Source organism: Methylobacterium sp. E-065, from assembly GCF_022829605.1.
GTDB lineage: Bacteria > Pseudomonadota > Alphaproteobacteria > Rhizobiales > Beijerinckiaceae > Methylobacterium.
Genome location: NZ_JAKSYD010000007.1, coordinates 1 through 12,699, shown reverse-complemented (window position 1 = coordinate 12,699; position 12,699 = coordinate 1). Strand labels below are relative to the sequence as shown.

At 54.2% G+C, this 12,699-nt stretch carries 11 protein-coding genes; 7 read left to right on the top strand and 4 right to left on the bottom strand.

Translation table 11 applies throughout. The features are described 5' to 3' along the window. Positions 1 to 202 precede the first annotated feature (202 nt). The 4 genes from MKK84_RS00235 to MKK84_RS00220 all read left to right on the top strand — a co-directional run bounded on the left by MKK84_RS00235 (position 203) and on the right by MKK84_RS00220 (position 7,152). Positions 203 to 2,968, top strand: a complete 2,766-nt coding sequence (locus MKK84_RS00235) for a class I SAM-dependent DNA methyltransferase (RefSeq protein WP_243916031.1) — start codon at positions 203 to 205, stop codon at positions 2,966 to 2,968. Further along, positions 2,965 to 5,019, top strand: a complete 2,055-nt coding sequence (locus tag MKK84_RS00230; protein ID WP_243916030.1) for a DEAD/DEAH box helicase — start codon at positions 2,965 to 2,967, stop codon at positions 5,017 to 5,019. The genes MKK84_RS00235 and MKK84_RS00230 overlap by 4 nt, the downstream gene beginning before the upstream one ends. Further along, positions 5,012 to 6,214: a GIY-YIG nuclease family protein gene (locus MKK84_RS00225; protein ID WP_243916029.1), complete on the top strand. Its 1,203-nt coding sequence runs from the start codon at positions 5,012 to 5,014 to the stop codon at positions 6,212 to 6,214. The genes MKK84_RS00230 and MKK84_RS00225 overlap by 8 nt, the downstream gene beginning before the upstream one ends. Before the next feature lie 86 nt (positions 6,215 to 6,300). Continuing rightward, positions 6,301 to 7,152 carry a hypothetical protein gene (locus tag MKK84_RS00220; protein WP_243916028.1) on the top strand — a complete coding sequence of 284 codons (852 nt, stop codon included), beginning with the start codon at positions 6,301 to 6,303 and terminating at the stop codon, positions 7,150 to 7,152. On the opposite strand, the gene MKK84_RS00215 is transcribed toward MKK84_RS00220, so the two are convergent. The 4 genes from MKK84_RS00215 to MKK84_RS00200 form a co-directional block, all read right to left on the bottom strand. After that, a complete protein-coding gene (locus MKK84_RS00215; RefSeq protein ID WP_243916027.1) occupies positions 7,149 to 7,859 on the bottom strand; it encodes a hypothetical protein in 711 nt (236 codons plus the stop codon). The two genes, MKK84_RS00220 and MKK84_RS00215, sit on opposite strands and share 4 nt — an antisense overlap. A gap of 71 nt (positions 7,860 to 7,930) precedes the next feature. Next, the gene (locus MKK84_RS00210) at positions 7,931 to 8,551 is read right to left on the bottom strand and encodes a recombinase family protein (RefSeq protein WP_243916026.1); all 621 of its coding nucleotides are present in this window, start codon (positions 8,549 to 8,551) and stop codon (positions 7,931 to 7,933) included. A 177-nt stretch (positions 8,552 to 8,728) separates the two neighbouring features. After that, positions 8,729 to 9,766, bottom strand: a complete 1,038-nt coding sequence (locus MKK84_RS00205) for a TIR domain-containing protein (RefSeq protein WP_243916024.1) — start codon at positions 9,764 to 9,766, stop codon at positions 8,729 to 8,731. Between the two features lie 547 nt (positions 9,767 to 10,313). After that, on the bottom strand, positions 10,314 to 10,610 hold the full coding sequence (locus MKK84_RS00200; RefSeq protein ID WP_243916022.1) for a hypothetical protein: 297 nt from the start codon (positions 10,608 to 10,610) through the stop codon (positions 10,314 to 10,316). 187 nt (positions 10,611 to 10,797) lie between these two features. On the opposite strand from MKK84_RS00200, the gene MKK84_RS00195 reads away from it, so the two are divergent. From MKK84_RS00195 to MKK84_RS00185, 3 genes are all read left to right on the top strand, one after another. Further along, on the top strand, positions 10,798 to 11,118 hold the full coding sequence (locus MKK84_RS00195) for a hypothetical protein (RefSeq protein ID WP_243916015.1): 321 nt from the start codon (positions 10,798 to 10,800) through the stop codon (positions 11,116 to 11,118). 473 nt (positions 11,119 to 11,591) lie between these two features. Beyond that, positions 11,592 to 12,350: a hypothetical protein gene (locus tag MKK84_RS00190; protein ID WP_243916013.1), complete on the top strand. Its 759-nt coding sequence runs from the start codon at positions 11,592 to 11,594 to the stop codon at positions 12,348 to 12,350. After that, the coding region (locus MKK84_RS00185) for a hypothetical protein (RefSeq protein ID WP_243916011.1) at positions 12,350 to 12,699 on the top strand (350 nt) is incomplete at its 3' end. The genes MKK84_RS00190 and MKK84_RS00185, both read left to right, overlap by 1 nt.

The following is a 12,699-nucleotide window of genomic DNA, read 5'->3' as shown; positions in this document are numbered from 1 at the left end:
GTAGTGGAGGAGACGCTACCATTTCCCTAAGCCGACAACGCGGGGCACTCGAAGGGGCTAGCGGACACAAGCGTAAACCAGCTACGGTTAAGCTTCATGGAAGGGCGCCCTTGGGGAACGTCATATCAGATCTTGATAATTGTCTGCGGGGAGCCGGAATAGCTTTGAAGACAATAGCACTTAAAACTCGGAAATCTGTGGCATGAACGCCGTCGAGATCGAAGAAGCAATATCCATTTTAGCTGAGCGTCCGTTTGATGCTGCCGAATTCCCATATGCTTTTCTTGAAGCATTTGGCAACAAGGAAACGACTCTCAAGCGTCTTCGCAGCGGCGCCTCAAACAAATCAGATATAGGTGGTGTTCTTCAAACAAACAACATTCATATAGCGACCTGCAGCCCCGGCGAAGTCTCAAATACACTTGCGCGCCTGAAGGATAGTCCTGCAACGGCAAGGTCAAAAGCGCGGTTCGTGCTGGCAACCGACGGGGACTTGTTCGAGGCGGAAGACGTAACATCCGATGACGCGCCAGTCGCCTGTACCTATTCGGATTTCCCGAACCATTTCGGCTTTTTCCTGCCGTTGGCTGGCATCACCACGGTCAGGCAGGTTCGCGAAAGCTCCTTCGACATACGAGCGACAAGCCGACTCAACAAGCTTTACGTTGAGCTGCTGAAAGACAATCCTGACTGGGGAACCGCCGAACGCCGCCCTGACATGAATCATTTCATGGCGAGGCTGATCTTCTGCTTCTTTGCTGAAGACACCGACATTTTTGCGGGAGATGGTGCTTTTACCTTGGCTATCGAAACTATGAGCGCCAAGGACTCAACTAACACCCATGAGGTGATCAGCTCGTTGTTTCTCGCCATGAACACCAAGATGGATGACCGAACGAACGCAGGCGTTCCTCGTTGGGCTGACCGTTTTCCCTACGTGAACGGCGGCTTGTTTTCGGGCAGTACGGATGTGCCGCGCTTCAACCGCCTGGCCCGGTCGTTCCTCCTGCACATTGGTAGGCTCGATTGGAAGAAAATCAACCCGGATATCTTCGGCTCGATGATCCAGGCTGTCGCTGACGATGATGAACGTGGCGCGCTTGGTATGCATTACACCAGTGTGCCGAACATTCTAAAGGTACTGAACCCGCTTTTCCTTAATGATCTGCGCGAGAAGCTGGACGAGGCTGGCGACAATGCGCGTATGCTGCTCAACCTGCGAAAGCGCATATCGAAGATCCGTGTGTTCGACCCGGCCTGCGGTTCCGGCAACTTTTTGGTCATCGCCTACAAGGAAATGCGGGCCGTTGAGGCGGAGATCAATCGTCGCCGTGGGGAGGCCGACCGGTCCACGGAAATTCCTCTGACCAACTTTCGCGGGATCGAGCTACGCGATTTTCCTGCAGAGATTGCCCGTCTGGCGCTAATTATTGCCGAATATCAGAGCGACGTTACTTATCGAGGTCAGAGAGAAGCACTTCGCGATTTTTTACCGCTTGACGCACAAAACTGGATCACCTGTGGGAACGCCTTGCGCCTCGATTGGCTGAGCATCTGCCCGCCCACCGGAACTGACGTCAAGCATCATGCCGATGATCTATTTCATACGCCACTCAATCAAGCACAGATCGATTTTGAGAATGAAGGCGGCGAAACATATATCTGCGGCAACCCTCCGTATCTGGGCAGTCGTTGGCGAAACGCTGAGCAGCAGGAAGATTTATCTTCTCTTTTTAAGGGGCAGTCATCAAGTTTCAAGGATCTAGATTACGTTGCTGCATGGTACTTAAAAGGAGCTGAATTTATTCGCTTAGTACCTCATGCAGAGTGTGCTTTTGTGGCTACAAAATCGATTTGTCAGGGCGAACAAGTGGCCATGATATGGCCTCTAATTTTTGAAAGAGGTCTAGTAATATCGTTCGCGCATAGGCCTTTTCATTGGAGCAATTTAGCAAGCTCAAACGCGGGCGTAACAGTTGTTATCGTCGGAATTTCTAGGGCCACTAATAAAAAGAAGGCCGTTTACGAAAAAGATGAAATGCGGCTCGTTGATAACATAGGTCCATATCTAATACCAATGGGTAATATTATAGTCACAAAAATGTCCAGGCCGATTAATGGTCTCCCTAGAATGGACTACGGTAACAAGCCTACTGACGGCGGGAATCTTATTATAAGCCATTTCGAAAAAGAACAGCTTATTAAAGAAAACCCTGAAATAAAAAAATTCGTTAAGATGTATGTAGGTTCTAGTGAATTCATTGGAGGCGCAGCCAGATTTTGTTTTTGGATTGAAGATGATGAATTAGCGGAAGCAAATTCGATACCGATCCTGCGAGATCGTTTGGATAATGTCCGGAAACTGCGAAGCGAAAGTAAGGGGTCACAGGCAAACGCGAATGCCAAAACGCCGCACCGTTTCGTTTTTGCTCCCCATCGAGCTGGCACTGCTCTCATCGTTCCCCGAGTTTCGTCCGAGAGACGGCCTTATCTACCAAGTGGGCTAGTCGACGACTCGACTGTAGTTTCAGATAGAGCAGCGGTGATTTATAACCCGGAGCCTTGGTTGCTTTCGATTATTGCAAGTCGGATGCATCTTGTTTGGATTGCCACAGTTTGCGTGCGAATGAGAATGGACTTTTCATATTCAAATACCTTGGGATGGAATACATTCCCACTTCCTATGTTAACAGAGAAAAACAAGTTGGATCTTGCCCAATGTGCTGAAAGTATTCTGTTCGTGCGTGAGGGTCATTTTCCCGCAACGATAGCTGAACTATATGATCCTGAGGCGATGCCTAATGATCTACGCGAGGTACATGAACGCAACGATGAAGTATTAGAACGTATCTATATTGGACGTCGATTTAAGAATGATACTGAGCGGCTTGAAAAACTCTTCGAGCTTTACACTAAAATGTCCGCCAGCCAGGGGACAGTCAAAAAGAGGACGGAGGCTAGCGCGTGACAATTTCTATCAAATCGGTACCTTCTGTTTCAGTTTCCTATGCTGGAAATGGAAGCTCTACCAAAGCCAATGAATTCGGCATGCGGCCGATGCAGGAGCGCGCTTTCGAGAAACGCGGCGAGCAGTATCTTTTGATCAAATCGCCGCCGGCCTCGGGCAAAAGCCGCGCGCTTATGTTCGTCGCGCTCGACAAGCTTACCAATCAGGGGCTGAAGCAGGCAATTATCGTCGTGCCGGAGAAATCGATTGGCTCTAGCTTTCACGACGAACCGCTGAGCAAGCATGGCTTCTGGGCTGATTGGCATGTTGAGCCGAAGTGGAACCTCTGCGATGCTCCAGGCAACGACAACGGCGGCAAGGTCGGTTCGGTCGGTGCGTTCCTTGGGAGCAATGATAAGGTGCTGGTTTGCACCCATGCGACCTTCCGCTTCGCCGTTGATAAATTTGGGATCGAAGCGTTCGATGACCGCCTGATCGCGGTTGACGAGTTTCACCACGTCTCAGCCAATCCCGAGAACAAGCTTGGCTTGCATCTTGGCGACTTCATTGCTCGTGACCGGGTGCATATCGTTGCGATGACCGGCTCGTATTTCCGGGGTGACGCGGAGGCCGTGCTGTCGCCGCAGGATGAGGGAAAGTTTGAGAGCGTCACCTACACCTATTACGAACAGCTAAACGGCTATGAACATCTGAAGCAGCTGGATATTGGTTACTTCTTTTATTCTGACTCCTATGCCGACGACATTTTGAAGGTGCTGAACCCGACTGAGAAGACGATTATCCACATTCCGAACGTCAATTCGCGCGAGAGTACTAAGGACAAAATCAAAGAAGTTGAGCATATCATAGAGACGTTGGGCTCGTGGCAGGGGACCGACCCAGCCACGGGCTTCCAGCTCGTCGCTGCTCCGGACGGACGCGTCCTACGCATTGCCGATCTGGTCGATGATGACCCCGTCAAGCGCGACCGTGTCTCCGCTGCACTTAAGGATTATCGGCAGAAAAATAATCGCGACCACGTCGATATTATAATCGCTCTTGGCATGGCGAAGGAGGGGTTCGACTGGATCTGGTGCGAACACGCTCTAACGGTCGGCTACCGCTCCAGTCTTACCGAGATCGTGCAGATCATCGGTCGAGCGACCCGCGACGCGCCGGGCAAAACGCGGGCGCGCTTCTCCAACCTGATCGCTGAACCAGCTGCTGCAGACGATATTGTCACCGAGGCCGTCAACGATACGCTGAAAGCCATAGCGGCCAGCCTGCTGATGGAGCAGGTGCTTGTGCCACGCTTCGAATTCAGGCCGAAAAATCCGCAGAGTGGCCCGGTCATCGGCGTCGAATATGGCGAACGCGGCTACGAAACCGACAAATGCAATGTCGGCGTTCATCCGAATGGTACAATCCAGATCGAGATAAAAGGGCTGGTGATGCCCAAGAGCGAGGAGGCGATACGCGTTTGTCAGGAGGATCTGAACGAGGTGATTGCGGCTTTCGTTCAGGACAAGACGACGATCGAGCGGGGGATCTTCGACCCGGAGCTAGTGCCGGAGGAGCTGACCCAGCAGCGGATGGGCAAAATCATCAAGGATAAATTTCCGCACTTGGCCGAAGAAGACCAGGAGGCCGTTCGTCAGCATGCCGTGGCGGCGCTCAATTTCACGCAAAAAGCTAAGGAGGTCGCTTCCGGCGGTTCCCTGAGCGAGGAGGGCGCTAACACGGCCTTTGTCGATGGCGTCCGCAAGTTCGCGATGGACGTGCGTGAACTGGACATTGACCTGATCGATCGGATCAATCCTTTCGGCGAAGCCTACTCGATCCTTGCTAAAACCATGAGTGAGGACAGCCTGAAGCAGGTCGCTGCGGCGATTGCCGCCAAGCGGACCGCGCTGACGCCAGCAGAGGCGAAAGAGCTGGCCGTGCGTGCCGTGCGGTTCAAGAAAGAGCGTGGCCGGCTTCCGTCGATCAGTTCAGCGGACGCCTGGGAAAAGCGCATGGCCGAAGGCGCTGCCGCGTTCGTCCGCTTCAAGGATGAGGGCCGCTATGAGTGATCTCGACCTTGATGAGCTGCGCTCCGAGCTCGAAGAATTTGCGGCTCCGGAAAAGAAGGGCGGCCGTTCCGCACGCGAGGAGCGGATCATCGCCGGATTTGAGGACATCCAGCGGTTCATGGAAATGAACGGACGTCCTCCCCGGCACGGTGAAGAGGGCGATATATTCGAGCGTCTATATGCCGTGCGGCTTGACCGCTTGCGTACCCAGGAGGAGTGCCGGGCGCTTCTAGCGCCGCTCGATCATCAGGGATTGCTGTCTGGGGCCTTGAGCGAGACCCAAGCCCAGCCTGACACCATGAATGAGGATGAGCTGCTTGCCGAACTGGAGGGGGCTGCAGGTTCATCCGACATCACTCAACTGCGCCATGTCCGCACCAGTGCCCAGAAGCGTGAAGCTGAGGACATTGCTACCCGCGAACCATGCCTGGACTTCGAGACGTTCAAACCTCTTTTCCAGCAGGTTCAGATCGAGCTCGACAACGGCTTCCGCACAACACGGAAGTTCGTCAAAGACGCCGGCTTCTCAAAAGCCGAGATCAAGGCCGGTCAGTTTTTCATTCTGGGCGGACAGACGGCGTATGTCGCATCCTTGGGAGAGACGTTCAAAGCACCGAACGGTGAGTCTGACGCTCGGCTAAGGGTCATCTATTCGAACGGCACAGAAAGCGATCTGCTTTTGCGGTCGCTTCAACGTGCGCTCTATAAGGACGAGTCAGGCCGACGAATCACTGACCCGACTGCGGGGCCGTTGTTCGCCGATAAAGATGAGGATGGGGATGAGGCAAGCGGCACGATCTACGTGCTGCGAAGCAAGGCGGATCACCCCATAGTGGCTGCTAACCGCAACATTCTCCATAAGATCGGAGTTACGAGTGGCAGCATCGAACGACGGATTTCCAATGCCCGTATAGATCCGACGTTCCTCATGGCCGATGTGGAAATTATCGCGACCTATGACCTGTTCAACATAAATCGGAATAAATTAGAAAATCTAATTCACAGGATTTTTGGCCGGGCGCGTGTCGATATAGAAATCAATGATCGCTTCGGGACTCCGGTCGTTCCGAGGGAATGGTTTCTTGTGCCTTTATTTGCTATAGACGAAGCCGTTGAACGCATAAAAGACGGCTCGATTAAAGATTATATCTACGATCCGAAAACTGCAAAAATCGCTCATGCTACTGACTTATAAAACAGTAATCCGTTCCTACTATCAGTTGATACCGGCGAGTATCTTATCGAGATCATGGGAAAACGACGCGTCAGGTTATAGTGACTATGCTGGATTTTGAGAAGTCATGGCGTTTCAGCAGCCCAGGGGCAGCCCCACGCGGCGTTGTGAACGCATTTTACGAATTCATCGAACGGATCGCCCAACAAAAGGATGATCCAAAGCATATTGTCGAATGGTTTAAAGCCGCCTTCTCTGGCGGAAGCGCCGGCGGGAGCAGCACCCTGAGCTGGGCGTGGTCCGATTTAGATAAGACCATGGGCCAAGCTGCTGATAATGCGCCGCTTTTCATAGAGGCTTTTTGGGAAACCTGCGTCGGGCTGGAAGCAAAAGGCATTGCTGTTCCTGACGTCGTCCTAATCAACCGCGTCCTCGCCGAGCATGCGGCTGGATACGAATTGCGACCTCCTCGCTTAGTTGCGACGAACGACTACGCGCCTGTAGCGGTCCCGCATCAAATGCCCTCCCTGGCTGCGCAGGCAAACGCACTTATCACAGAGTCGCTTGATGCCGCCGACCGGCTCCTTGTGGAAGGGCAGGGCAGGCGTGCCGTTCAGGAGCTGCTATGGCTTTTAGAGACAGCTTCGACGGCCTTCCGTGCATCAGGCGCGAACGACAGCAGTGTGCAGGGCAAGTACTTTAATAAAATAATGAGTGAAATGCGCTCTCAGGGACGAGGTACTGCCCAAGAGCAAATTCTAACCTGGATGACGACGCTACACGGTTTCCTTTCGTCGCCGACAGGAGGTGGTGTTCGGCATGGAACAGACCTGCAGGCTGGCATAGCCATCCAGCCGCACGAGGCGCGTCTCTACTGCAACTTGATCCGCGGCTATCTAACATATCTAATCCAGGAGCATGAACGGCAGGCCATCGCCGTTGCTCCTACTACCCTTTAAAAAGGTATCTCATCATCGAGTTCGTCGCTTTGGGTGATCCGCTTCGGCGGACCTTCAATCTTTTTGCGATCTTGCCAAGGCGGAAGCGCGTCCTTGAGCTTCTTCGCCTTATCCAACCAGTCGAAAATCCTATCTATGGTTTGCTGGAGCGGCTTGATTTCATCGTTCACTTCGTGCGCAACGCGTGCAGTGTCGACAGCAAAAGCGTAGAAGGCTTCGGTTCGTGTTCTATTGCGATCCAACTCCGAAGCGAAAGAGTTGAGTTTGCTAAATAGCGACTCGCGTTTGTTCTCTGAAAGAGATAGCCCATTCAGTTTTTCACGGATAGCTTCGATTAAAGCATGAATGCCCTGACGGGCATTTGCATCCAGCACGACAATATTACTTGCGCCAGTTTTCAATCGCCGCGCGGCTTCCATCAGGATTTTTTGGGAGGATACTTCTGCGACGCGTCTACAGTCTTGAAAAAAATCGGAGAACTGGCGGTCATTCGTTGGAGGATCTCGAAAGGCAGTGAGAATACCGAGGTTATGAACTTCATCAAAGGCGACTAGGCCGTCAACGTACTGGCGTTCATGATAGAAATTATTTCCACCTTCGTTATTTTCCCACCGACTTTCCAGCTCCTTGAACTTACGACGGTGGAGGACAGCGAAGGCTTCCTCAGAGTCGTCAGGAAGATCTAGGTATTCATTTTCGGCTTCCATATAATTAGCTTTCAAATTCGGCCAAGCAGCACGACGTTAAAGGTGAGGCAACGCTCATCAATTTCAAGCTGTCACTCTGCCGCCATAGAATGTCGCTTCGCGATCCTCGCAATCGTAGACCGGCTGCAACCGGTGGCAGCCTGTATCTGGCTCCAAGGTGAGCCGCCGCGCAGCATGGCAGCGATGCCCTCGTTGCGCTTGGTATCCTCCTGGCGACCCTTGTAGAGGCCGGCCGCCTTGGCGCGGGCCTGCCCCTGCGCCTGCCGGCGGCGGCGGTCGTCATAGTCTTTGCGTGCTACGGCGGCGAGGACATCGAGCAGCATGCCGTTGATGGCCTGGAAGACGCGCCCGGTGAACTCATCAGCCGGCGTCGTCAGGCTCCATGACGTAGGCAGATCAAGCGCCACGATGCGCACCCGCTTGGCGTCGATTTCAGCCCGTAGCTTCGTCCAGTCATCTGAGGAAAGGCGGGAGAGGCGATCAACCTGCTCGATCAGCAGCACGTCGCCCGGTCGACAATCGGCCAGCAGCCGGAATAGCTCCGGCCGGGCCAGTGTCGCCCCACTCTCGTTTTCGACATAGGCCGCAGCGATCGTCAGGCCTCGCCCGGCCGCAAAGGTGTCGAGCTGCGCCCGCGCCCGTGTCGCGTCCTGTTCAGAGGTAGAAGCGCGCAGATAGGCGCGGACGAACATGCAACCTGCCATTCGGTTCGATTAGGATAGGTATCATGATAGCGGTGCGATTTGAATGGTCAAGCTGATTATAAAAGACCATTCCGGGACTGGTTCGACTGAGGCATACCCAAAAAGTACTGGAGCAGGGGAATGAAATCCGTCTCACTTTGGAATATTCGGAGCAGCCGCAGAAATTCATAGGTCGTAGTGGTACTCCCAAAAATCCTGGGCCGTAGGGTCAAGTGGGGACGAGCCTTCACTTTTAGCTAATTCCCGCCCATGCTCGAACATGAATTCTTCAAGCTCCGCGAGCTTGGATTTGAGACTTTTCATCGTCTTGTTCGACCAGTTAACGCGCTCCCCATCTTCAAGATCGATATACTTGAAACGCGCAGCCGCCTCAAATTCTGCTTTGTCACTATGCCATTCGATCGTATACGGTTGGTTATAATAATCGCTCAGGACAAAAGTCATCACGGCCGCGCCTTTCAGCATCGAACGGTATTCTTTAATTTCATCTGTAAGCGCGTTGAAAGCGCCGGAAACATCATCTTCGCTGTCTTGGTCGGCAAAGCTCGCCTGTACCGTCGCTACGGCTGCACGATCTTTCAAGGCTTCGGTTTCGGCAAGTTGTTTCTTGAGTTTGCGGATTTCTTCCTCAGAGGTGTCAAGCTCGGCCCGCGCCTCCGATAGTTCACCTGCTAATTTCGCGTGATCGGCTGCTGTAACGTGGGTCGGACCTTCCACCTTCGCAAGCAAGGGTTCTATGGCCTTCAAGAACGCTCGTCGCTTTGTATCCCACTTAGTCTGAGATTTTTCCGTGCATGCAATCTGCTCGCGAAGCGTTGCGAGCAGGTCATTGTAACCAATATCATCTTCGATCTTGATTACCTGCGTGCCCAACAATACATCTTTTACGTCGCTATACTGTAGCGGCGGCACTAATATTGGAAATATTGCATGTGACTTGATCCATGCAGCTCCCAGTTCACTTATACAAAACTTGCTTTCAAAATAGGCTGGAGTTAGTAGAAGGACGACGACCTTCGGCTCCAGCAGCTGGGCCTTTATGTATGTAATAAAGTTCTGACCGGTAGGAATTCCATAGCCCTGTAGCGATGAACAAAAGATCTCGCTTTCTGGAACACCAATTCCTTCTTCGATCAGCGTAACAACTTCCGCCGCCAGTTCGCGGTCTTTCACGGCGTGACTGATAAATACAGATTTGCTCACCGTTACAGCCTCCCGGCCCGCATTTATTTGTTGTAGTGTTGAGACACTGCGCCTGGAGATATCGCTAGTAACTTCGCCATGAAACTCTGCTTGATCCCGGCGTCCCGGGCGCCTGCTAGCAGGACGCGGCCGAAATCAGTCATTCTTCCCGCGTCAGTTTTCGCGGCGTCTCGCAACCCTTCCAGCAGCTGGAGGGCAGCCTCAACCTCTCTGAGCTTACGGCGGATCGTTTTAATCGCGTCCATGAAGCCTCCGATCAGAGGGCAAGGCATAATCTAAACGTTTGGTGCCGTCAAATCGTTTAGTTCGCCGCATAAAGGCAGCAGTTTTTCCAGAAATATCCCGGCCTACGTGGCCTCTCCCGACAGGGGCCGCTCAGGTTCTATGCCTCCTGGGTGGGGCGCGCGACGGCAAACGGGTCATGTCGACGAGTGGCGTCATATACAATGACGAGTATGTGCGCAGCGACGCTGGCCGGCTGATCGCCAAACGGATCACTCGCTTCGACTGGCAACGCACGGAGGACCTGCCCGGCGTAGCCCCGTTCTTATCGGGCTAATGGCGTGTCGGGCTTGTCGGCCGGATGGTGTTGCGGGCCTTCGTAATCGACAGCAGAGGCTGACCTTGCCTGGGGCGGTGCATCCTTAAAGGCATCTGCCGAGGCCGCCGTGATCCGATCATAAGCCCCGCTATGGACCCGCCGCGTGATCGAGAGAGCGAGCGCGGCCGTCCTGGGATCGGCTGTCGCCTGATCGATAGCGGCGAAGGCTTCCTTGAGCAGCGTTTCCGCAATGAGGGGCCAGTCAGCTGCCGCGCCGTCCTGCCGGTCGAACAGCTTGACCATGAAAGCGCGGACGTGCGGTGCGCCCTCGGCGGCCGTTGTCGGTTTCGCGGGTTTGGCCAGTCGAGGTGTAAAGCGCGGGCCTTTTGCCATATCTGGACTGTATATTGAGAAGATTAAAATCAGCTATACGCAACAACATTTCCCAAAATGTGTTCTAGTATTGTTCTAATTCATGGGGGCAACATCGATGGACTACAGCAAGATTTACCGGGATGTGACGCATTTCGGGGTATGGGCGCATGACGGCGCAGACGGCAACGGTAAGCGGGACGCCCTGGCCATCCTGGCCACCGCCATCGAGCAGACAGAGGACCGCGACTTCCGCCACGATAGGGACGTGCTGGAGGCTCTGGACTATCTGACCGACCTTGCGGGCCGCCTCCCCGCTGCTGCTGCCTACAAGGCCGCCCTGGCGATCCAGCATCCTATCGAGCGCCGCCAGGCATTGACGGTCGCCTATGAGCGCCTGGCCCGTCACCTGGGCGACGAGCGGCCCCATGCCGGATGATCCGCCCGGCTATGGCGTTCCCTTGGCCCTGAAAGCCCGCTTGAACGAGGTCGAGGGGTGTTGGCTGGACGTGCAGTGCGACTGTGGCCGCAGCATCAGGTACCCGATCAGGATGATGGTCCGCAGCCTTGGGCCGGGCCATCACCTGGGCGAGATCGTTCCCCGTCTAAAATGCGAGAAATGCGGCGCGAAGCCCGCCACCGTGCATCTGTGTGAGACGGCTATCCGGGAGTTTTGCAAGGGTGCGCCGCCCGGATGGTCCGTGCAGCTTCATCCCCTGCCCTAGTGCAGTCGGAACGCTATCGAATGGGCGATGAGCCATTGCTAGCCACAACGTATGCGATCTGGCATACTTTCTGTTCTGGCTTTGTTTCCATATCTCACGAGGCCAGTGAAATTTTCGGAGCAATCGGCTGGCAGCACGTGACGGACCGTTTGCGCAACCAGAAGGATAAAGGTCCAGGACCGGTCAAATGAGTGACGAAAGACGCCTGATTTTCTATATAGATGCCTATTCGCCGGAAACTATTCCGATGGCGAAGCTGGCGGAATATATGGCTGATTTCGCCGCTTTGCTCGGCAAGGACAATGCTGTTCATTTCGCAGGGTTGGAAAAGGGCAGCACCAAGATTGCGGTCCGCATTGAACACGAAGATTTACCCAAGGTCACGGCCCGCTTGAGCGATGTTCGCCGGGGCAATCCGACCAAAGAAATGGCCAAGGTCTTTGACCAGATTGACGACCGCCTCGCGAACGACAACGCGGTAGGGCGTATTTATATCGACGGTCCGACCGAAGACGTCGCATTGCTGGCATTTCCGGGGCGCACCCGTCAGAAGTCGCAGAGCTATGGTCCGTTCAATCAGGAAGGCCACCTGGACGGTATCCTCATTTCCGTAGGCGGCAAGGACGAGAGCATCAGCCTGCGCCTGCAGAATGGCGATACGACCTACACGAATTGCGACACGACCCGGCACATCGCCCGCGAACTCGGTAAGCACCTGTTCGAGCCGCTACGCATCCACGGAACGGGACGGTGGATCCGTGAAGCCAACGGCAAGTGGACCCTTTTGCGGTTCCGGGTGCATCGCTTCGACGTTCTGAAAACCGATAGCCTTAGCGATACCGTTCACGCCCTGCGGTCGATAACGGGCAGTCAATGGAAAGAGATTGCCGATCCGCTTGCAGAGTTGGAACACCTGCGCCGCGACGATGAAGGCGAACTGCACTAATGGTCGTCTTCGATGCTTCCATTCTGATCTTCGTATTCGAGGAAAATGCAAACGCTTCAACGCCACGCGCGAAAGAGCGTGTCGATTTTCTGATCGAAAATCTTTCGGAAGAAGGGGTGAAAATCATCATCCCGACGCCAGCATTGAGCGAGATATTGGTCAATGCTGGGCAGGCCGGTCCCGAGTACCTGGCAACGATCAGCCGGCAGGCATGCTTTCGGGTGGCAAGCTTTGACGAGCGGGCCGCCGTAGAGGCCGCCGTGCGCATCGCTCAGGCCCGGCAGCAGGGACGACGCAAGGGCGGGAACCCTGACGCCAGCAAGGCCAAGATCAAATTTGATCGACAGAT

Coding starts and splice junctions, on each gene's coding strand:
- MKK84_RS00235 (WP_243916031.1), top strand. CDS start 203: ATGAACGCCGTCGAGATCGAAGAAGCAATATCCATTTTAGCTGAGCGT.
- MKK84_RS00225 (WP_243916029.1), top strand. CDS start 5,012: ATGAGTGATCTCGACCTTGATGAGCTGCGCTCCGAGCTCGAAGAATTT.
- MKK84_RS00220 (WP_243916028.1), top strand. CDS start 6,301: ATGCTGGATTTTGAGAAGTCATGGCGTTTCAGCAGCCCAGGGGCAGCC.
- MKK84_RS00215 (WP_243916027.1), bottom strand. CDS start 7,859: ATGGAAGCCGAAAATGAATACCTAGATCTTCCTGACGACTCTGAGGAA.
- MKK84_RS00210 (WP_243916026.1), bottom strand. CDS start 8,551: ATGTTCGTCCGCGCCTATCTGCGCGCTTCTACCTCTGAACAGGACGCG.
- MKK84_RS00200 (WP_243916022.1), bottom strand. CDS start 10,610: ATGGTCAAGCTGTTCGACCGGCAGGACGGCGCGGCAGCTGACTGGCCC.
- MKK84_RS00195 (WP_243916015.1), top strand. CDS start 10,798: ATGGACTACAGCAAGATTTACCGGGATGTGACGCATTTCGGGGTATGG.
- MKK84_RS00190 (WP_243916013.1), top strand. CDS start 11,592: ATGAGTGACGAAAGACGCCTGATTTTCTATATAGATGCCTATTCGCCG.